Source organism: Ottowia sp. VDI28, from assembly GCF_049532675.1.
GTDB lineage: Bacteria > Pseudomonadota > Gammaproteobacteria > Burkholderiales > Burkholderiaceae_C > Ottowia.
This window is the reverse complement of the sequence record NZ_CP149820.1, coordinates 2472338-2492872: the sequence shown is the minus strand read 5'-3', so window position 1 is coordinate 2492872 and position 20535 is coordinate 2472338. Positions and strand designations below refer to the sequence as shown.

15 protein-coding genes, 2 tRNA genes and 2 pseudogenes are annotated in these 20535 nt (G+C 62.0%); 4 read left to right on the top strand and 15 right to left on the bottom strand.

From position 1 onward, the window contains the following. Nucleotides 1-28: 28 nt before the first annotated feature. Nucleotides 29-1387, top strand: a complete 1359-nt coding sequence (locus tag WJU18_RS11930; protein ID WP_423460261.1) for a TolC family outer membrane protein — start codon at nucleotides 29-31, stop codon at nucleotides 1385-1387. An 18-nt stretch (nucleotides 1388-1405) separates the two neighbouring features. On the opposite strand, the gene WJU18_RS11925 is transcribed toward WJU18_RS11930, so the two are convergent. From WJU18_RS11925 to WJU18_RS11890, 8 genes and pseudogenes are all read right to left on the bottom strand, one after another. Continuing rightward, nucleotides 1406-2251, bottom strand: a complete 846-nt coding sequence (locus tag WJU18_RS11925) for a Bug family tripartite tricarboxylate transporter substrate binding protein (protein ID WP_423460260.1) — start codon at nucleotides 2249-2251, stop codon at nucleotides 1406-1408. Continuing rightward, nucleotides 2248-2403 (bottom strand): hypothetical protein, encoded by a 156-nt coding sequence (locus tag WJU18_RS11920; protein ID WP_423460259.1) that lies wholly within the window; start codon nucleotides 2401-2403, stop codon nucleotides 2248-2250. Before WJU18_RS11920 ends, WJU18_RS11925 begins: the two co-directional genes overlap by 4 nt. A 44-nt stretch (nucleotides 2404-2447) precedes the next feature. Beyond that, nucleotides 2448-3797, bottom strand: coding sequence for a DUF1254 domain-containing protein (locus tag WJU18_RS11915; RefSeq protein WP_423460258.1), 1350 nt, complete (start codon nucleotides 3795-3797; stop codon nucleotides 2448-2450). A 38-nt stretch (nucleotides 3798-3835) separates the two neighbouring features. Next, nucleotides 3836-4761, bottom strand: a pseudogene (locus WJU18_RS11910) (SDR family NAD(P)-dependent oxidoreductase). Between the two features lie 19 nt (nucleotides 4762-4780). Beyond that, on the bottom strand, nucleotides 4781-6565 hold the full coding sequence (locus tag WJU18_RS11905; protein WP_423460257.1) for an acyl-CoA dehydrogenase: 1785 nt from the start codon (nucleotides 6563-6565) through the stop codon (nucleotides 4781-4783). Nucleotides 6566-6629: 64 nt separating this feature from the next. Beyond that, entirely contained in the window at nucleotides 6630-7295 is a 666-nt protein-coding gene (locus WJU18_RS11900; protein WP_423460256.1) for a TetR/AcrR family transcriptional regulator, read from the bottom strand. After that, on the bottom strand, nucleotides 7292-8881 hold the full coding sequence (locus tag WJU18_RS11895) for a class I adenylate-forming enzyme family protein (RefSeq protein ID WP_423460255.1): 1590 nt from the start codon (nucleotides 8879-8881) through the stop codon (nucleotides 7292-7294). Before WJU18_RS11895 ends, WJU18_RS11900 begins: the two co-directional genes overlap by 4 nt. Continuing rightward, the gene (locus WJU18_RS11890; RefSeq protein ID WP_423460254.1) at nucleotides 8874-10535 is read right to left on the bottom strand and encodes an acyl-CoA dehydrogenase family protein; all 1662 of its coding nucleotides are present in this window, start codon (nucleotides 10533-10535) and stop codon (nucleotides 8874-8876) included. The genes WJU18_RS11895 and WJU18_RS11890 overlap by 8 nt, the downstream gene beginning before the upstream one ends. A gap of 346 nt (nucleotides 10536-10881) precedes the next feature. Between WJU18_RS11890 and WJU18_RS11885 the strand changes: the two genes are divergently transcribed. Further along, on the top strand, nucleotides 10882-12207 hold the full coding sequence (locus tag WJU18_RS11885) for a DUF1254 domain-containing protein (RefSeq protein WP_423460253.1): 1326 nt from the start codon (nucleotides 10882-10884) through the stop codon (nucleotides 12205-12207). Nucleotide 12208: 1 nt separating this feature from the next. After that, nucleotides 12209-12973 carry an SDR family NAD(P)-dependent oxidoreductase gene (locus tag WJU18_RS11880; protein WP_423460252.1) on the top strand — a complete coding sequence of 255 codons (765 nt, stop codon included), beginning with the start codon at nucleotides 12209-12211 and terminating at the stop codon, nucleotides 12971-12973. A gap of 51 nt (nucleotides 12974-13024) precedes the next feature. On the opposite strand, the gene WJU18_RS11875 is transcribed toward WJU18_RS11880, so the two are convergent. The 4 genes and pseudogenes from WJU18_RS11875 to WJU18_RS11860 form a co-directional block, all read right to left on the bottom strand. Next, on the bottom strand, nucleotides 13025-13654 hold the full coding sequence (locus WJU18_RS11875) for an exosortase H-associated membrane protein (RefSeq protein ID WP_423460251.1): 630 nt from the start codon (nucleotides 13652-13654) through the stop codon (nucleotides 13025-13027). Continuing rightward, complete coding sequence (xrtH, locus tag WJU18_RS11870; RefSeq protein ID WP_423460250.1) at nucleotides 13654-14160, bottom strand: exosortase H; 507 nt, start codon at nucleotides 14158-14160, stop codon at nucleotides 13654-13656. The genes WJU18_RS11875 and xrtH overlap by 1 nt, the downstream gene beginning before the upstream one ends. 167 nt (nucleotides 14161-14327) lie before the next feature. After that, a pseudogene (locus WJU18_RS11865) lies at nucleotides 14328-15624 on the bottom strand (3-deoxy-D-manno-octulosonic acid transferase). 25 nt (nucleotides 15625-15649) lie between these two features. After that, nucleotides 15650-17038, bottom strand: coding sequence for a phosphomannomutase/phosphoglucomutase (locus WJU18_RS11860; RefSeq protein WP_423460249.1), 1389 nt, complete (start codon nucleotides 17036-17038; stop codon nucleotides 15650-15652). Between the two features lie 172 nt (nucleotides 17039-17210). On the opposite strand from WJU18_RS11860, the gene WJU18_RS11855 reads away from it, so the two are divergent. Continuing rightward, the gene (locus WJU18_RS11855; protein ID WP_423460248.1) at nucleotides 17211-18128 is read left to right on the top strand and encodes a DMT family transporter; all 918 of its coding nucleotides are present in this window, start codon (nucleotides 17211-17213) and stop codon (nucleotides 18126-18128) included. Between the two features lie 16 nt (nucleotides 18129-18144). Here the strand turns inward: WJU18_RS11855 and WJU18_RS11850 are convergent, their stop codons facing one another. The 3 genes from WJU18_RS11850 to WJU18_RS11840 form a co-directional block, all read right to left on the bottom strand. Further along, nucleotides 18145-19839, bottom strand: coding sequence for an AMP-binding protein (locus WJU18_RS11850; RefSeq protein WP_423460247.1), 1695 nt, complete (start codon nucleotides 19837-19839; stop codon nucleotides 18145-18147). A gap of 206 nt (nucleotides 19840-20045) precedes the next feature. Beyond that, nucleotides 20046-20122 (bottom strand) — tRNA-Arg (locus WJU18_RS11845). Nucleotides 20123-20303: 181 nt separating this feature from the next. Continuing rightward, nucleotides 20304-20380 (bottom strand) — tRNA-Ile (locus WJU18_RS11840). Nucleotides 20381-20535 lie beyond the last annotated feature (155 nt).

Here is a 20535-nt window from a genome sequence, read left to right as displayed (position 1 = left end):
GATCCTGGTTCTGCCTGAGGCTTTCCGGATGCGCGAACCCTTCAGCCGGTTTCCGCTTTTGGGGTGCGCTGGCATTCTGTGCGCATCCCTGCTCGGCGGCCAAGCAGCCCATGCGCAATCGCTGATCGAGCTTTACAACGCGGCCTCCGGTTTCGACGCCACGCTGCAGTCAGCGCGCGCCCAGGCCGAAGCCAGCGCCGCCCGCGCCGATCAAGCCCAGGCAGGTCTTTTGCCGCAGGTAGGCTTGCAAGCCAGTGCTAACCGCAGTTGGACCGAAACCACTGTCGGCCCAGCCTCCGCCGATCGCGCCTTCAATGCCTTGAATGGCTCGCTCGTCGGTTCACAGCCCATCTACCGGCCAGCCAACCTTATCACCAGGGATCAGGGGCGGAAGCAAGCCGAGGCTGCCCGCCAGCAGCTCGATGCCTCCAACCAGGATCTGATCGTTCGCCTGAGCCAGGCGTATTTCGACGTGCTGGGCGCGCAGGATTCGCTCACGTTCGTGCGCGCACTGAAGGCATCGGTTGCCGAGCAGCTCGAAGCCGCCAAACGCAACTTCGATGTTGGCAATGCCACCATTACCGACAGCCGCGAAGCCCAGGCGCGTTTCGATCTGGCCCGCGCGCAGGAGATCGCCGCGGAAAACGATCTTCATGTGAAGCAGTTGGCGCTCGATCAATTGGTGGGCCGCACCGGCGCCCTGCCACGGCCTCTGGCGCAGCCCATCCAGCTTCCTGCGCTGACGCCGGCCGACGTCAATACCTGGGTCGACCAGGCGATCGGGCAGCACCCGGCCTTACAACAGGGCCGGTTGGCGCTCGATGTCGCGCGGCTGGAAACCGCCAAGGCCAAGACCGGCCACTTGCCCACGATCGACCTGCAAGCCAGTGTGGGCCTCACCCGCTACCCTGAAGGCAACCCCACGCTCACCAGCGCACCTTCAGCCAGCTACAGCAACCGCACCACCGGCATCGGCGTGGTGATGAATTGGCCGCTGTTTGCCGGCTTTTCAGTGCAAAACCGTATCCGGGAGACGCTCTCACTGGAAGACAAGGCGAGAGCTGACCTGGAGGGTGCGCAACGCACCGTTGCCCAGTCGACGCGGGCAGCCTTCTTTGGTGTGCAATCCGGCCTGGGACAAGTCAAGGCGCTGGAAGCCGCTGAACACTCAAGCCAGACGGCACTGGAAGCCAACTTGCTGGGCTACAAAGTGGGCGTGCGCATCAACATTGACGTGCTGAACGCGCAAAGCCAGCTCTATCAAACCAAACGTGATCTGGCCAAGGCACGCTACGACGTGCTGGTGGGCCTGCTACGGTTGAAGCAAGCCAGCGGCGTACTCACCGCGGACGATCTCATGCCGATCAATCAAATGCTGCAGAACTAGCGCCTGAAGACGGCCCGTCTACTCAGGCTTGACGCCCGCGTCACGGATGGAGCGAAGCAATACCGGCAGGCGCGCGCTATAGCCTGCGGCAGCCTCTGCGGGAAGGTTGCCCATGGGCTCCATGCCAATGCCTTCGATCTGCGCCTTCATCTCCGGACTTTTTGTAATCTTGGCAGTTTCCCGGCCGATCTTGTCCACAATGGCCGATGGCGTTTTGGCGGGTGCGAGCAGCGAAATCGGCCCCGTCACCAGCAATACATCGTCTTTGAAGCCGCTTTCCGCGAAGGTCGGAACATCAGGCAAATTGGAGCTTCTTGTCTCGCCAATGGTCGCGATGGCCCGCAGGGCCCCATTGGCGATATGAGGCTTGAGCGCCGACACCGTACCGCAGACCATGCCGATTTGGCCGCCCAGGAGATCGTTGATCGCCTGCGATTCGCCTTTGTAGCCTACGTTGATGATTTGCGTTCCATAGGCCTTGTCGAAGAACGCCGGCACCACCATGGATTGGGTGCCAACGCCCCACGAACCCGCCGAAAGCTTCCCCGGATGGGCTTTCGCCCAGGCAATGAGTTCATGCGCGTTGCGCGCAGGGATCTTCGGGCTCACCGCGCAGACCACACGCGGCAAAGCAACATCGCTGACCAGGCGCAGATCTGTCTGGGGGTTATACGGAAGCTCCTTGTACACTGCCATGGCCTGCGCAATGGGTGCCGGGGCCGTCAGGAGGAAGGTGTAGCCATCGGGGGCCGACTTTGCCACGTAGTCAGCGCCGATATTGCCGCCAGCCCCGACCCGGTTCTCCACCACGACGGGCTGGCCGATGACCTTGCTGAGCGATACCGCAAGCTGCCGGCCGATCATGTCGGTCCCGCCCCCGCGGCCAGGTTGACAATGATGCGCACCGGCTTGCTCGGCCAGTTCGTGTCCGCCTTCGCCGGCGGGATGCCGAGCGTCAAAGCAAGGCCTGCGCCGACTGCGAGCAGCGTATGCCGGCGGGTAGTGAAACGTGCCATATTTGTCTCCATGGGTTCCGTATGAATCGACTGAGTGAATGTGGTCAGGACACGCGTTGAACCGCGGATGCGTTCCAACGTCCGTCCAAAGCCTGTGATTGAGGTGCATAGACGCGCAACTGCAAGGTGAAGGCCCCCTTCGGCGACGGCAACCAGTTGGCATCGAGCTCACCACCCGGCGGCTCATGCTGGATGTATATGACCAGGGATCCATCCGGGTTGAATTTGAGCGCGTCCCGGTTTCCGATCGCGAAGCGGTTCAACGGATTCGCCACGAGAAAATGGTCTTCGCCATATATCGTCACCGACCAGAAGGCGCCTGCGGGTGGCAGCATGCCAGCGGCGAAACGAAGCTGGTACCGCTGGCTGCCGTGCAGCGGCCTTCCCTGCGCATCCGCCAACGCGGTCGGGTAAAGCGCCTCTGTCGGCGGCAGCGCGCCCAAGCCGCGATAGGCCGTGAGCGCGCGCGAGAGGTACTCGTTGCCGTACACGCCAAGAACGGCAGGCAGTACCCAACCGTCCCGGTGCAAACGCCGAGTCATCCCGCGCTCCAGCATGCGTGTCCTGGCCTCGGCCATGGCAGGCGTCAGGGTGGCCTGAACAACGGAAGGCGCGCCCGCCAAGTCAAAATCCTCTCCCGCGACAAGACCGAGCCGAGCCAGCCTGAACAGCATCGAGCCATCGGAAGCGTGCGGGGGATTGCGTTTCATCAATTGGGCGGCGAGCGCGAAGAAATCGGCGGCCGGCAAGGACTCTGCCTGCACAATCGGAGGCGTCACCATATCCACCGCCGGGTCTACACGCCCGCGGGAGCCGGTGGCAGGCTTGCCGAAGCCGGAAAGCGGCGTTGACTGGATGCGGCGCTGCACGTCCCGCACGGCTTCGAAGTTCGCTTCACCATTGGCCTGCACGCGGCCGAGAATCCAGCCCACGTCGGTTGGGCTGCGCAGCGCCTGGACACCTTTCGGCAACGGCCCTTTCCAGCGGGGCCCGATGATCGCAAAATCGCCTCCCGCGCCCCCTGTGGAGTGCGTGCCGACGCTGGCAAACACGTCGGTCCACATGTCCATGAGCGGCAGCACGTGGTAGCGCTGTTCGCATTCGGGCGTGGAGACGATCAATGGTTCGGCCCCCACATCGAACCAGAGCATGGAATACAGCGTATCGACATTCGGACGCACGACATCCTTGAAGCTCGCGTCGGGAAACTGGGTGCCATGGGCGAAGGTACCCATGGGTGAACGCAGCGTCAGGCTTTCCGGCGCCGTCACGTTCGTCATGACGCGCCGTGTGAGCTCCATCAAAACAAGGGGAAACAGGTACGTCCAAGCCTCGACGCCGATTTCGAAGGCATCATCTTCCGTGAGTGTGTGTTGAATCTTTTTCTGTGTCATGCATGTCTCCTGTCTGGTATGGAAATCCGCCCGGCCCCTCAACCCATCTCGGCTGCCCGCTTGGCGTAAGACAACTCTTCCTTGAGCGCCTGGTAAATCTCCGGACGGTAGGCGAACGGCTCCACGGGCGGCAGTTGGTGCACGATGGCGTTCATGCGCTGCTCCACAGACTGCAGCATCCGGGGGTGCGGAAAGATGTAGAAGCGCTCTTCGCGAATCGCCTCGAACGTGAGCTTGGCGACGTCCTCGGCACTCACACGGCCGCTGCCCATGCCAGCCTTTGACTGCTGCTTGAACTTCTGCTGGGAGGACGTTGGCTCCGAATGAACCTGCAAATCCATGGGCCGGTGCCGCTCGCTTTGATCGATGTTGGTGGACACGAAGAAAGGGGAAAGAACCGAGCAGTGGATCGGAAGGCCCGCGATATCCAGGTCGTGGTGCAGCGTCTCGGAGATGGCGGTCACCGCTTGCTTGCTCGCGTTGTAGACCGCCATGATGGGCGGATTGAAAAACCCGCCATCGATGATGTGTTGATCACATGTCCCTCGTAGCTGGGATCGGCGAGCGCGGCCTCCACCATCGTGGGCACGACATGGTGAATGCCGTGGATCACGCCCCACAAGTTGACGCCCAAACCCCATTGCCAGTCCTCGAGGCGGCTTTCCCAGGCAAAGCCGCCGCCACCGCCAACCCCGGCGTTGTTGAACAGCAGATGAACAGCGCCAAATTTCTGCACGGCATGCGCCGACAGAGCCTTTACAGACGCGCTATCGGCCACATCGCATCGAAACGTGGTCACCTCCGTATGAGCGGCCAACCGGCTGCCAACAGCCTGCAACGCCTCGTTGTCGATGTCCGCAAGTACCAGCCGCATGCCAAGGGAAGCGCCGACGTCTGCGATGGCGGCACCCAAGCCTGAACCCGCACCGGTAATGAGCGCAGTACGCCCCTTGAATTCCTTCATGTCTTTGTAGCCTCGAGGATTAAAAGTCTTCAGCCGGGAGACCCATCACCGAACCTGCGGGCGCCTTCGCCACCGCGAGCAAGTGATGGACCTCTGGGTAGAGATGATCGAAATAGAACTGCGCGGTAGCGAGCTTGGCCCGATGGAACGAACTTGAAGCAGCCTCCTGCCAAGAGCGTTCTGCCATCCTGAGCCAGAGCCAGGCATGCACAAGATGGCCAACCAGCCGCAGATAGCTCGCTGCTGCCGCGCCCACCGTGTTGGCATCCTGGTCGCAGCGCGGGAGCAGCACCTTGGTAAGGTCACGCAGCATGACCGCGAGTTCGCTGGTCGCCCTGGCCATTGGTGCCAGTACCCCCACCGGTTCGGCGGCCTTGCAACTGCTCTCCACCAAAGCCAGCATGCGCTCCAGGCGCTCGCCGCGATCACCAAGCACCTTGCGGCCCAGCAGGTCCATGCCCTGAATACCGTTGGCCCCCTCATAGATCTGCCCCACACGCACATCGGCAATGAACTGGGAAGCGCCGCTCTCGCGCAGATATCCCACGCCGCCGAGAACCTGCTGCCCGAGGGTTGCGCAAACGTAGCCGTTGTCCGTCACGAAGGCTTTGAGGACCGGTGTCAGCAACGCCACCAGGTCGGTGGCTTCACGCCGCCCTTCAGGGGTCGCGTGTGCCTGCGCACAGTCAACCAGGAGCGCAATCCAGTAAGCAAAGGCACGCCCCCCTTCGACCCAGGCCTTTTGCGTGAGCAGCATGCGCCGGACATCAGCATGGGCCATCAATGGATCGGGCTGTGCGCCAGTGTTCAGGCCCGGGTTGGCCGCGCGGCCCTGTTTTCGGGTACGTGCATAGGCTCTGGACAGCTGCAAAGCGCGCTCGCCTTGATTCACGCCCTGCATTCCCGTTCCCAGCCGGGCCACGTTCATCATGACGAACATGGCGGCCAGGCCGAGATGAGGCCGTCCGATCAGTTCACCGGCCGCGCCATCGAAGCGCATCCGGCATGTCGGTGTTCCCCGGATACCCATCTTGTCTTCCAGGGACTCGCACACGACGGCGTTGCGCAGCTCCTTGCCATCAGCGCCAGGAAGGAACTTGGGCACCACGAACAATGACAAGCCCTTTGAGCCGGCCGGTGCGCCTTCGATTCTTGCCAGAACCAAGTGCAGGATGTTGCTGGAAAGATCGTGTTCGGCATTGGTGGCCATGCGCTTCAGGCCTGAAAGGCGGTAGCTGCCGTCAGCCGCTGCAACCGCGCGGGTCTTGATGAGCCCGACATCCGTGCCCGCGTCTTCTTCCGTGATGCACATGCTGCCTGTCCATCGCCCGGAAGCCAGCCAAGGAAGATAGCGCGCCTGCTGTTCAGGCGTGCCATTGGCACGGATGCACTCGTAGGCGCCTCGCGACATGCTGCTGTACATCAGCCAGGAATGATTGGCCGAGCCGAAGATCTCAGTCACCAGATTGGCGACAACAGTCGGAAGAGCACGTCCACCGTGGTCTTCCGAGGCGGTCAGCCCTGCCCATCCTCTCTCGCAAAACGCACTGTAGGCCTCTTTGAACCCTGGAGGTGTAGCCACTTCCGCGCCGTTCAGGCTGCATCCCACCTGATCCCCGACGGTGTTGAGCGGCGCGAGAGTGGTTTCGGCGAACTCCGCCAGTTCCTGCATCAAGCCATCGATATCCGGGCGTGTGATCCCGCTCGCCGGGGCAAGTGCCTGCAGGGCGCCCCCGGCCCCAAGAAGATCATGCAAGACGAACTGGATGTCGTGAACAGGCGTCACGTATGAAATGGGGAACATTGGTGGATCAGAAAGAAGCGGTGATCAAATCTGCGATCAATCGCGGTCGTATGGAAAGCCAGCGTCAGCGGCGGCGCAGCGGACGGACTTGCGCGCTGACCGTGTTTTCGTGCCCCAGCATCGAGGCGATGCTTCCCCACACCGCCCCCTGGACGACCCTCAGCAGCATGTCGCGGTCCGGCATCACATCCAGGACCTGCATGGTGTCCCGGATAATGCCGTTCATGGTCGAGAAGGCCACAAACGCCAAAGGCCGCGGGTCCACATCGGGTGGTAAATCCTCGGCGGCGGAGAAACCGTCAGCCAGCTTGCCGACGAAATACTGGAACATCTCCTGATACACGGCAGGCTCCGTGATGCGCCGCTCAAGGAGCAGCAACACCCGCCACTGCTCGGGGGCCTGATACATCCGCTCCAGATCCGCCGCCACCATGGCATCAGCCATGCCGCGCAACGTCTGGCCCGCGACAGCACCCACGGCCGCCTCGATGTCGCTGGCGAGGCTCCGCAGCCATCCGCGCAGAGTGACTGCCGCGATGGATTCCTTGTTCGGGAAGTACAGATACAGCGTCCCCAGGCCTACGCCGGCGACGTTGGCGATGTCCCGCATCGAGACTCGCTCATACCCGTTCTCTACCAGGCTGATAAGAAACGCATCCTGGATCGCGCTGGCAGTCATCCAGGCTCGCGACTGAGATGGCTTGCGCCGGGGCTTGATGGATTTGGTCATGTGGTGACGTCCGGCTGCCCAGTCTGTACAGGCGTGGTTTCAGGATGGGCTTCGGCGCGCAGCACATGCTTGAGAAGCTTGCCTGTCGGTGTGCGCGGCAAGGCGTCGCGAACCTGGAAGATGCGAGGAATCTTGTAGCGCGCCAGACGCGCGGACAAAAACGCTTGCATGGCGGATTCGTCCAGCTTTCTGCCCGGCCGCGCCACCAGCAGCGCCGTGACTGTCTCGCCCCATTCCGGATGCGGCTGGCCTACGACAGCAACATCCTGAACATCAGGGTGCGCCGAGATGGCATCTTCGACCTCCTTGGAATAGACGTTCTCGCCGCCGGTCACGATCATGTCCTTCAGGCGGTCAACCACATACATGTAGCCATCCTCGTCCAACCGAGCCAGATCGCCGCTGCGATACCAGCCCTCCGCATCAAACGCCTGGCCGGTGGCCACAGGATCGTCGAGATAGCCTTGCATCATGGCAGGCGAGCGCAAATGGATTTCCCCGACCTCCCCCGCCCCGCAAAGGCGCCCATCAGGATGACGGACCTCCAGAACGACGCCCGGGGTACCGCTGCATCCGATCGAGCCGGCCTTGGTGATGGCATCTTCCGCGTGAAGGCTGGAACCCAGCGGCCCGGCCTCGGTCATCCCGTAGACCTGCACAAAATTCTCGCTCCGGTAGGCTTCAATGAGTTTGCGTGCCATATCCGCTCCCAGCGGGCCGCCTCCATACGCCCAAACCCGCATGCGGCTCAAGTCATAACGGGAGATGTTCTCGACGGCGGAAAGCGGTGCCAGGAACGCAATGGGCGCACCGAAAGTGAAGGTAATCCGCTCTGCGGCAAGTGTTTCCACGAAGCTCACGGGGGCGTACTCCCGCTGCAGCACGACGGTACCGCCCACCAGCAAGGTTCCCAGCAACCAATTGTTCAACGGCGAGGAATGCCAGATCGGCATGGCGATCAGGGTCCGATCCGCGCGGGTCAGCGACATCGCGACGGAAACCGCGATGGCACTCATGAACACGTTCCGGTGGCTGTGCATGCATCCCTTGGGCCTGCCTGTCGTCCCCGAGGTATAGAGGATTTCAGCCAAACCATCCTGACTTGGCTGCCCTCCTTGGAGAGCTTGAGATTCCGCAAGCAAGCCGTCGAAAGACGGCGTGGCGGTGTCCGGCCCTTCTCCTGCGTCAGCCGCCTGCTCGGTTGCCAGCCATTGCACTTCTGCCCGCACCTCTTTGCGCACGTTTGCCACCGTTGCCCGCAGAGCCGAGTCAAAAATGCACAGTCGGGCCTTGCTGTGGCTGAGCATGTACTCGATCTCTGGTGCCTGCAACTTGTGATTGACTGGAACCACAGTGGCACCAAGCCGCCAGGCGCCAAACAATGCAAAAACAAAACCTGGCGTGTTGAAGCACAGCAAGGCGACACGATCGCCGGGACCGATGCCCCGCGCCTTCAGCGCCCCAGCGGCACGGGCCGTCGCCTCCGCCAATTGGCGGTAAGTCCAGGCATGTCCCTGGGCGCGCAGAGCCTCGCGATCAGGCTGCGTGCGCGCATGCTGGTCAAGGAGTGTGACGAGGTCAGTCATGGTATTGCGCTCGCGTTTCAACCCAAGTCTCGGCAAGCAAAGCCGGTATGTCTTGCGTACCGGCTGAAACCCCCACGACCACGCCCCAATCCGGATCAAATCGGCTGCTGATGAAGGCCGCCGCCGCGGCCGGACTGGCGTGTTGCAGCATCAACGCCGCCTGCACGCACAGGGCCAACTGCTGCGTGATGCGCCGTGCCTGGCGTTCCAGATCAGCGCCAGGGCGGAGCAATGTTTCGCGCAACGCGCGAATTTTCGAGAGTACGGCCGGTTCGCCGGCTGCCACGTCGGCAAGATAATCGAGCACCAATTGCGCATCGCCGGGGTTTCGCGAGACGGCACGCAGCACGTCCAGGCACATGACGTTGCCTGAGCCTTCCCAGATCGAATTGACCGGCGCCTCGCGAAAGAGCCGCCCCATGGGCCCCGTTTCCACATAGCCGTTTCCGCCGAAAACCTCCATGGCTTCGGCGGAGATCGCCACCGCGCGCTTGCACACCCAGAACTTGGCCATGGGCGTCACGAACCGCCTCCAGGCCTGGTCGAGCGGCGCCGGGCTACCGAACCGGTTCGCGAGTTCAAAAGCCATGAGCGTCGCAGCCTGCGTCTCCAGGGCCATATCCCCCAGCAGTTCGGCCATTGCCGGCTGGTCGGCCAACACCCGGCCGAAAGCCTGGCGATTTCCCGCATAGTGCAACGCCTGCGCAAATGCACGGCGGATGAAACCAGCGCTGGACAGGACGTTGTCGAGCCGCGTGAACGTCGCCATCTCAATGATCGTGGGAATACCACGCCCCTCCTCACCCAGGAGAACGCCCCATGCGCCATGGAACTCGACTTCGCTGCTGGAGTTCGACCGGTTGCCGACCTTATCCTTCAGGCGCTGGATATGGATGGGATTCTTGGTGCCATCAGGCCGCCAGCGGGGAACATAAAAGCAAGAGGCACCTCGGTCATCGCTTTTGGCCAGTACCAGGTGCGCGTCACACATGGGCGCGGAGAAAAACCACTTGTGCCCGGAGATCTCGTACTCCTCACCCCATGGGCCGGAGCCGATGCGCGCGGCATGCGTGATGTTGGTGCGGACGTCGCTGCCGCCCTGCTTCTCCGTCATGCCCATGCCCAGAGTCATCGAATGCTTCTGGGCCACCGGCATGTCCCGCGGGTCGTGCCGTGTATCCACCAGCTTGACCCACAGCGCATCCAGCAGCGCTGGATTGCGCTGCAAGACGGGAATGCTGGCCTTGGTCATCGTGCTCGGGCATGTCGAACCGGGCTCGATCTGGCTGTGCATATACAGGGTCGCCCCGTACCCGACCCACGCCGACGGCCGGCTGTCGGCGTAAGGCAGGTTCGTCATGCCGTTGTGGCGCGCGACCCGCATGGCCTCGTGCCAGGCGGGATGGAATTTGACGAAGTCAATACGCTCTCCACTCGCGGAATGGGTCTGCAGCTCGGGCTGGTAGTGCTCGGCGTCTTCGGCGGTTCGCAGCATCGCATCGCTACCGTACTCCGCGCCTTGCCGCAAAAGCTCCGGCTCGCGCCAAGCGGCACCACCCCTGAGAACAGCCGTGCGCAGAACTGGGTCACTGGCGAACAGGTTGTATCCGGCGAGATCCGGTACCTGGTTGTGCGGATGGGTGAAAGTCGACATGAAAAGGAGCTGAGGCGCTGGAGGAATGGAAGGCCGGAGAGGCACGAGGCCCGTGGCAGGCCGGATGAGGAAACTTTATCGGGAATACGCAGCCGGGATGTTCAGCTTTGGATAGCGCGGCCCTCGTGGGGAAGGCCGCCACTCGCCGCCACAGAGCGGGCTCGTGTTCAGGTTTGCGGGATCTGGCCGCGCCATGAAGGCCAGCATGCGCCAGAAATCACCTGAGCAGAGGGCGAGCCAGGGGTAGTTCCAAACATGAACACCCGGCCTACGGATACCGCCTACAGTGGCCTGAACTTCCTGTCCGGATTTCCGCGACAAAACAAAAGGATCGAAAAGGATCGGCATGCCACACACCCCAAGCGCCCCTCTTTCCCCGATGCACGACCTGGCACGCGAAGCCATCATCCGCCTTTGGCCGGTGTATGAACTCCGGCGTGCGCGAGCCTCGACGAGCTACCCCACCTTGCCGGGGATAGGCAGCGCCGCAGAGGGAAAGAACTGGTGCAACGTGTTCGCCCACCGCCGCGAACTCATCCGCCCGGGAGTCAGCAAGATCGTCATGCCGAACAATGACACGCTCTACTCCGTCGCCTGGCTGGATCTTGCGTCGGGACCGCTGGTGATCGATATCCCGGACATGGGCGACAGATACCACGTTCTGGGTTTGATGGACTCTCTGACCAACCCCATCGCCCACCTCGGTTCGCGGCTCTTGCCGGGCGGTGCAAAATCGGTCCTCGTATCAGGACCGGGCGAAACAGCCGGAACGCCCCCTCATTGGGCAGGCGAGCATGTCCGCGCTCCAAGCCGCTGGGTCTGGATCATTGGCCGCATCCTCGTGACCAGCCCCTCGGACCTGCCCGCCGTGCACAAGCTGCAAGACGGTCTTCAGATACGCCCATTCGGAGATCAGCAGAACGCACCAGCCCAATTCAGCCCCGACTGTGACCTCGGCGCACCGCTCGATGCGCGCCACTTCAGCACCCAAGTCAACGCAGCGCTACAAGAGATGGCGGGCGATCAAAACCTGAACGCCGAGCGGCTGCCTTCGTTCGCAACGCTTGGAATCGGCGCTGGGCTCACTCCCTCGCACGAACAGATTGAGCAGTTGGAGCCCGTGCTTCAAGCCGTCCGTCAATTCCTGAAAACACCCTGCGCGCGGCGCGGCACCACCCATTGGGAGTACCTTCCGAGACTTGGACAGTCTTTTGGTGACGACATCCATCTGCGCGCTCACATCTCACAGCAGTACATCGGGATGGTCGAAAGCAAAGAAGCCGTATACCGCATGACCTGGCACGACGGCAAGGGGCAGCGCTTGCACGGGCGCCAGCGCTATGCCTTGCAATTCGCTCCGGGTGCGCTTCCGCCCGTCGACGCATTCTGGTCTCTCACGATCTACGAAAGCGCTACCGGCCGCCTGATCGACAACCCTATCGACCGCTATGCCATCGGAGATAGAACCCCGGGACTGTCGCTGGACGAACACGGGGGGCTGCGCATCCTCATCAGCCACCGCCGTCCGGCTACGAGAGAAGAAAGCAACTGGCTGCCTGCCCCCCAAAACGATTTCTACTTATGTCTGCGCGCCTATTTGCCCCGAGCAGACATCTTGAATGGCCTGTACGAGCTGCCCCCTGTTCAACGGCTTCATACTGAGGAGCACTGAGATGAAAGACCTCTTCGACTTGAGCGGCAAGACCATTATCGTCACGGGATCGAGCCGTGGCATCGGGAAGGCCACGGCAGAGCAGTTGGCCTACCGCGGAGCCAAGGTCTGCGTTTCGAGCCGGAACCTGGAGCCATGCCAGGAAGTCGCGTCGTCTATCCAGGCGCAAGGTGGACGGGCGATCGCTGTTCGTGCGAGCATCTCCAGACCGGAAGATCTCGCGATGCTGGTCGCGAAGACACGTGAAGCGTACGGCCCTGTGCACGGTATTGTTTGCAACGCGGCGACAAACCCCCACTATGGCTCCATCGACACTCTCGACGACGAGACGCACCTGAAGATCTACCGCAACAATGTGCTGAGCAATGTCCAACTGGCAAAGCTCGTCAAGGACGATATGCAGCAACTGGGTGGAGGAAGCATCGTCATCATCTCATCGATCGCCGGCTTCAAAGGGTCCTCGACCATTGGCGCTTATGGGATCTCCAAGGCAGCGGATGTCCAGCTCGCTCGGAATCTGGCCGTCGAATGGGGGCCCGCCAACATCCGCGTGAACTGCATCGCACCCGGACTGGTCGAAACCCGCATGGCCGCGGCTTTGCTGGCAGATGAGGCGCTCATGCGGTTCACACGCGAATCCTTGCCTCTGCGCCGACTCGGGCAACCCGAGGACATTGCCGGAGTCGCGGCCTTCCTCATGTCCGATGCGGCATCCTTCGTGACCGGTCAGACGCTTATCGCCGATGGAGGAGCCTTGGTGGTCTAAACGCCCACACTCCTCATATCTGCCCGGTGTCCTGGAACCCCGTCTTGCGCCTCAATGCATTCGCGCCTTCTCGCGGGCAGGCTCAGGTTTATCTGCCAAAGCGGCCTCCAGCCAGAGCGCGGCCACGAAGCGCTTGTCGAACATCAGCCAAAGCAAAATAGGAGCCACCGGCGTGAGCATCAGGAAGCCGAACTGGTAGCCATAAACGACCACCTCGTTGGCCCAGGAAGGGTATTTCAGGTAAGCCGCACCGGAAGGACCTGAAAGCACCACCACGTCGCGCAGCCATTGGAAGCAGATGCACCAGGCCTGCGCAGGCACCAGCAGCAAGGTGCCGATCAACCCCTTCAGCCACCAGCGGCGCGGATGCGAGGCGATCAACATGGCCCACAACAGCACCAGGCCATACCCATAGGTAGGATAGCTCACCTCAGGCACCAGTTCGCCGAATACATCGCCCTGCGGCCCCTTCATGCGCACCTGCACCAGCGTGACCAGGATCGCTTTCACGCCTTGGTGCTCAAAGCTGTCGACCCACGGGAAAATCGCCTTCATCACCGTGCCGGCCACCCAGATTGGCAGTGCCGCCAACCAAGGGGCTGCCCAGTACCATAGCGGCAGCAGAACTATCAGGCCCAACACCGCGAACAGCAGGAAGCGGCCTATCAGTGTGGCCCGCATTACGCCGCCGCCGTGCCGGTTGTGCGATCACGCTTGGCGACTACTCTCATCCAGAGCAGCCACACCACCAGCACGTCGAGCATGATCAATGCCTGCCACATGTACAGGTGAGCGAACTCGAATACCTCGAAGTTCCATTGGCCAAGGAAGAACAGGCTCACCACGCGCAGCAGGTTCACGAACTGAACGGCGATAAAACCCAGGCCGATACCCCAGGCCTTCATCTTCCAGCTGGAAGGAAACGCCAGCATGGCCGCCACCAGCACGATGGTGGCTTCCACGCCGTTGCAGCCTGGTTCAATGGAAACGCCGAATCCGGTTTTCGCGCTTTGCAGGACACGGCCGTAGGAGATCACCGAAGGGTCGAACATATGGACCACGATGGCGCTTCCCTTCGCCACCAGTCCGGTCCAGGGATCCACCACCGCCTGCTGCACTGGTTGCAGCATCTCTACGCCAAACAGCGTGGCTTGAACAGCGAGAAATATCAGAAAAAAACGAAGCACGGTGGCGTCTACTCCAGTTAGTTGGCCAGAGCCTACCCGTTACGACGCGCTCTGTCTAAGAAAGACTACACGATATCAAATCTTTGTTGCAATTTGAAGCCGTCCCAAAGATATCCTAGGGATAACCCAAGGCCCTAAACCAATATAAATAAAAGATAAATTCACTTTTACAAATACCGAGCCGTGTGACCAATCAGTCCGGCCAGGGCATCTGCCATGCGCCCGGCTGCCCCCCGGTGTGCGCCTGCAAACACCAACGCATGCCGTCTCATCTCCGCTACCGCATCAGCATCGTGCACTAAAGCACGCGCGGCAGAAATGCCCTCCGGCAAATCAGCCACACGCCGTGCAGCGCCCGCGCTTTCGGCCAGGCGGGCGGCCTCTGAAAAATTGAAGGTATGCGGCCCCATCAGTACGGGACAACCGCAAGCGGCTGCTTCAATGAGGTTCTGCCCGCCCAGCGGCTCGAAGCTGCCTCCAAGCAGAGCGGCATCGGCAAGCGCGTAATAGGCGGCCATTTCGCCCAGGCTGTCCCCCAGCCATACGTCAGCCAACGGCGGAGCCCCCTCCCCCACGTGGAACGGCAGCTCAAACTCAGGCCGCTGGCACGAATCAGTGCAGCCACTTCGCCGAAGCGCTGTGGATGGCGGGGAACGATAAGCCATTGAATCGCGGCGGCCTGCCGTCCCCCTTCCGCAACGTCCGGCTTCTGAATCTGCCTGAGAAACTCAGCCTCCTCGCCTTCCCGTGAGCTGGCCAGCATAACCACCGGCCGCGAGCTTGCCGCACGCCAGGCCATGCCCCGTGCCAGCGGGGCCTGATCAGGCTGGGCATCAAATTTCAGGTTTCCGAGCACCTCCACGCTTTTGGCGCCTATAGCCAGCAAGCGCGCGGCATCATCACCGGTTTGCGCCCACGCGGCAGCCAGAGCCCCGTAAGCCGGCTTCATCAGGCCGCCACCGCGCTTGGCGGCGCGAAGCGACTTCTCCGAGAGCCTTGCGTTGGCCAGCGCCAGCGGAAGGCCGCGAGCGGCGCTCTCCAAAATGAGATTGGGCCAAATCTCGGTTTCCATCAGCACGCCCGCATCGGGGCGGAAGTGATCCAGAAAACGCCCTACCGCACGGCGTGTATCCCAGGGCTGCCAAACCTGGACATCGCCAGGCCGCAGCAGTTTCGCGCCTTCGGCGCGCCCGGTGGCGGTCCCGTGCGTAAGCAGCAAGCGCATGTCCGGCAGGCGCTCCCTCAATGCGGTCACCAGGATGGAAGCGGCGCGCGTCTCGCCCAGCGACACGGCATGAATCCACACCAGCGGCCCACCGCCTTCCGGCCGTGCCGCCTCATACCGGCCAAAGCGCTCTTCCACATGCGCGCCATAGCCAGGCTCCGCCGCCGCTCGGCGTGCCAGCTTGCGGCGCAGCAGGGCTGCGCCAGCCAAGTTGCCAGGTTATAGGCGGCGTGAAGCACGGGGTAGCCAGGCGCTAAATCGAATTCAATGTGCCGACGCACCGATCTGCGCATCCGGCTTGACCCGCCGCAGCAAGGCCAGCATCTCGCCTTCAATCCGCTTCAGGGCGTCCGGCGTGTGTCCTTCGAAGCGCAGCACCAGCATGGGCGTGGTGTTACTGGCGCGGATCAGCCCAAAGCCATCCGGCCAATCGACGCGCAGGCCGTCAATGGTGCTCACCTCGGCCGGCGCCGTGAAAGCGCCATCGGCCAATCCCTGCAACTCGGAAGCCAGGCGGTGCGGCTCGCCCTCCGCGCAAGCCACATTGAGCTCAGGCGTGGAAAAGCTGGCCGGCAGCGCGTTCAGCACGGCACTGGGATCAGCATGGCGGCTCAGGATCTCGAGCAGACGGCATCCGGCATAAGTGCCGTCATCGAAACCGAACCAGCGCTCCTTGAAGAAGATATGGCCGCTCATCTCGCCCCCCAGGGGCGCACTGACTTCCTTCATCTTCGCCTTGATGAGCGAATGGCCGGTGCGATACATCATGGGCACTCCGCCGGCGGCCGCAATGGCAGGCCCCAGGCGCTGGGTGCATTTGACGTCGAACAAAATCGTACCGCCCGGCACGCGAGACAGTACATCCTGCGCGAACAGCATCATCTGCCGATCGGGAAAAATGTTGTGGCCGTCCTTGGTCACAATGCCCAGCCGGTCGCCATCGCCGTCGAATGCCAGGCCCAATTCCGCATCGCTTGCCTGCAGCGCGGCGATGACATCGCGCAGGTTGTCGGGCTTGCTGGGATCGGGGTGGTGATTGGGGAAACTGCCGTCCACCTCGCAAAAAAGCTCAGTCACTTCGCAGCCAACGGCCCGCAGGATGGCCGGAGCGCTGGCGCCAGCCACCCCGTTGCCCGCGTCGACCACGATCTTCATGGGCCGCGCCAAACGAATATCACCGATGATGCGTGCCTGGTAATCGGGCAGGACGTCGTGCTGCCGCACGCTCCCGCCATCTTGAAGGCGCCAATCTTCGGCCTCCATCATTTGCCGCAGCGCCTGGATATCATCGCCATAGATGGCACGCCCGCCCAGCACCATCTTGAAACCATTGTCGTCGCGGGGGTTGTGGCTGCCCGTGACCTGGATGCCGCTATTGCAAAGGGTGCTGGCCGCAAAATAGAGCATCGGCGTCGTGACCATGCCGATGTCGATCACCTGTACGCCGGCTGCGACCAGCCCGCGCACCAGGGCCGCACTCAGATTCGGCCCAGAGAGCCGGCCGTCTCGGCCGACAGCCACCGTGCGCTCGCCCAAGGCCAGGGCCTTCGTACCAAAGGCGCGGCCCAGCGCCTCCGCCACTGAATCGTTCAATGTGGTCGGCGTGGTGCCACGGATGTCGTAGGCCTTGAAAATGGAAGCTTGCAGGAGCATGGGATACGGCCATTGAGGCTCAATTAGCGTAATGCGGGATTGTAGGCAGCCCCGAAAGACTTCTCGGCGCCCCGAAATCACCCATTGATGGCTGCCGCGCATGAAATCCGCCCCTACTTATCATCAATGCGGCTTCAGTCTTCTCTCGCGGACTGGCGCATACTCGCTCGCCATGACACCCGCCGCCGCCACGCCAACAGCCCTCACACCCACGGTCGCGCTGGAATATGTGCTGCTGGCGGCTATCTGGGGCGCCTCTTTCATGTTCATGCGCCAGGCGGCGCTGGAATTCGGCCCGATGCCGACAGCTGCCGTGCGCGTTACCCTGGCTGCGCTGTGCCTGCTGCCCCTGATGGTGGCGCGCGGCCAATGGCCGGCGCTTAAAAAGCATTGGCGGCCCGTGTTCGTGTGTGGACTGCTCAATTCAGCCATACCGTTCGCCTGCTTCAGTTTCGCGCTGCTGCATATCAGCACCGGCCTCTCATCGATTCTGAATGCCACGGTACCCCTGTTCGGAGCCCTGGTCGCGTGGGCCTGGCTGAACGAGCCGCCCGGGCGTTCACGCCTGATCGGCCTGGCCATCGGTTTCATCGGCGTGGCCATGCTGGCCTGGGACAAGGCCAGCTTCAAACCCAACGCATCGGGCATCGCTACCGGGTGGGCTGTGCTGGCCTGCCTTCTTGCCACCCTCAGCTACGCGGTGGCCGCCAGTTTCACGCGCAAATACCTCACCGGCGTGCCGCCGCTGACATCGGCCGCCGGCAGCCAGATCGGAGCAGCCTTGGGTCTGGCGCTACCCGCGCTCTGGCTCATGCCAGCGGAAATGCCCAGCCTCACTGCCTGGAGTTCCATGCTGGCGCTCGGCGCGATCTGCACCGGCGTGGCCTACGTTCTGTACTTTCGCCTGATCGAGCAACTGGGTCCGGCGCGCGCGCTGACGGTTACCTTCACCATTCCCGTATTTGCCATCATCTACGGCGCCGTGCTGCTGGGTGAGGCTGTGACGCTCCAGATGCTCCTGTGCGGCGCCATCGTAATCTGCGGCACCGTGCTTGCCACGGGGCTCGTCAAGCTGCGGATCTCATCTTGAGATCGTGAACGCATTCTCAGGCGGTTTTGTCTTCCTGCAGGTTGAGTGCCTGCTTGGTGAGGTCGCGCATCACAAATTTCTGGATCTTCCCGGTGATGGTCATCGGGAATGATTCAACGAAGCGGACGTAGCGCGGCACCTTATAGTGGGCGATCTTGCCCTGGCAGAACGCGCGGATTTCCTCGGCTGTGGCCTGCTGCCCGTTCTTGAGGATGATCCAGGCGCATAACTCCTCGCCGTATTTGCTGTCGGGTACGCCGATGACCTGCACGTCCGACACCGCCGGATGGCGGTAGAGGAATTCCTCGATCTCACGCGGATAAATATTTTCGCCTCCGCGAATGACCATGTCCTTGATGCGTCCGACGATGTTGACATAGCCCTCGGCGTCCATCGTGGCGAGATCACCGGTGTGCATCCAGCCTTCGTCATCGATGGCTTCGCGGGTCTTTTCTTCATCGCCCCAGTAGCCCTGCATCACCGAATAGCCCTTGGTGCACAACTCGCCGGTTTCTCCGGTTGGAACCACACTGCCAGTGCCGGGGTCGATCACCTTGATTTCGATATGCGGCTGCACGAGCCCTACGGTGGAAACGCGCTTTTCCAGCGGTGTCTCCGTGGTGCTCTGGCAACTGACGGGGCTGGTCTCGGTCATGCCGTAGGCGATCGTGACTTCATCCATGTGCATCAGCTCGACCACCTGCTTCATGACTTCGATTGGGCAGGGCGATCCCGCCATGATGCCGGTGCGCAAGCTCGATAGATCGAATTCCTTGAAGCGCGGGTGGGCCAGCTCGGCGATGAACATGGTCGGCACACCATGCAGGCCGGTGCATTTTTCTGCCTGCACCGTCTCGAGCACCGTGAGGGGATCGAAACCGTCGTTGGGATAGACAATGGCCGAACCGTGCGTGAGGCAGGCCAGGTTGCCCAGCACCATACCGAAGCAATGGTAGAGCGGCACGGGAATGCACAGGCGGTCGTGCTCGGTCAGCTTCATACATTCGCCGATGAAGAAACCGTTGTTCAGGATGTTGCGGTGAGTCAGCGTGGCGCCCTTGGGGAAGCCGGTGGTACCGCTGGTGAACTGGATATTGATTGGTTCATTGGCATCGAGCGTGGCACCGATCCTGGCCACTTCCGGGTCTGCGGGATCGCCAGTTGCCATCAGGTCAGCGAAGCTCAGCATGCCGGGCTGCGGCGCTGTGCCGAGTTGTACCACTGTCTTGAGCGCAGGTGCCCGTACGGCATTGAGCTCGCCGGGCGTGGCGCTCGCCAGTTCAGGCGCGAGGTCGTTCACGATCGCGAGGTAATCACTGGTCTTGAAGGCCGTCATGGTGACCAGCATCTTGCAGCCGACCTTGTTGAGCGCATATTCCAACTCGGTCACGCGGTAGGCTGGATTGATGTTCACCAGCACGATGCCTACTTTGGCGGTGGCGATCTGCATCAGCAGCCACTCGCTGCTGTTGTGCGCCCAGATCCCGACCCGCTCGCCCTTGGCAAGACCGGCGCGGATCAGTGCGCTGGCCAGGCGATTGGCTTCGCGGTCGAGTTCGGCGTAGGTGAAGCGGACGCCCTGGTGACGCGACACCAGCGCCTCACGGGCTGGAAAGCGTGCCGCCATGGCTTCGAAGTGTCGGCCGATGGGCGCTTCGATCAGGGGGGTATGGGTGGTGCCGACGTCGTGGCTTTGCGTGAGACGATTCATGAGGGGCTCCGTGTAGGGCACTGGCTTGGTAGGTGCCTGAGCCAAACTGTACTGCAGCGTGGGTGTCTGCTAATTGAAGGAGCCGCGGTGGCCTGGATTGAGCACGTGCAGCGAGTCAAGCCTAAGTCCCTTGGCCAGCTCACCGAGCGATCTGATTCCACAAATGAAAAAGCCTTGCAAACTTTTGGTTTGCAAGGCTTCCCATATGGTGCGGCTGGCAGGATTCGAACCCACGACCCCTTGGTTCGTAGCCAAGTACTCTATCCAACTGAGCTACAGCCGCGAAGCCATGAAGTATAGCACGCATTTTTTACCGGATTACGCAGCCAAGAAAATTTCTTGAAAAATTCACTTGGCCTATCCTGGCCTACCGATGGTGCTGCGATCAAACTGCACTCGTCACTTACATGAGCGGGTGAGGCCAATCACAGCTGTCGTGCGGCAGCTTGCTACTTCAAGGCGGATGGTAGGGCGTGCAGGGCTCGAACCTGCGACCAAGGGATTATGAGTCCCCTGCTCTAACCAACTGAGCTAACGCCCCGCCGAACCAAGCATTCTATCGGGTGGCAAGACATGCTTTGCCTTTCGTCAGCAAAAAGCTTGCTGAACAGGTGAATCCCCCGGTGGGGTTGATGCGTCACAATGCAGATCTATCAAGCCTCGCAGTATGTGTTTTTGAGGCTTTTCCAATGGGAC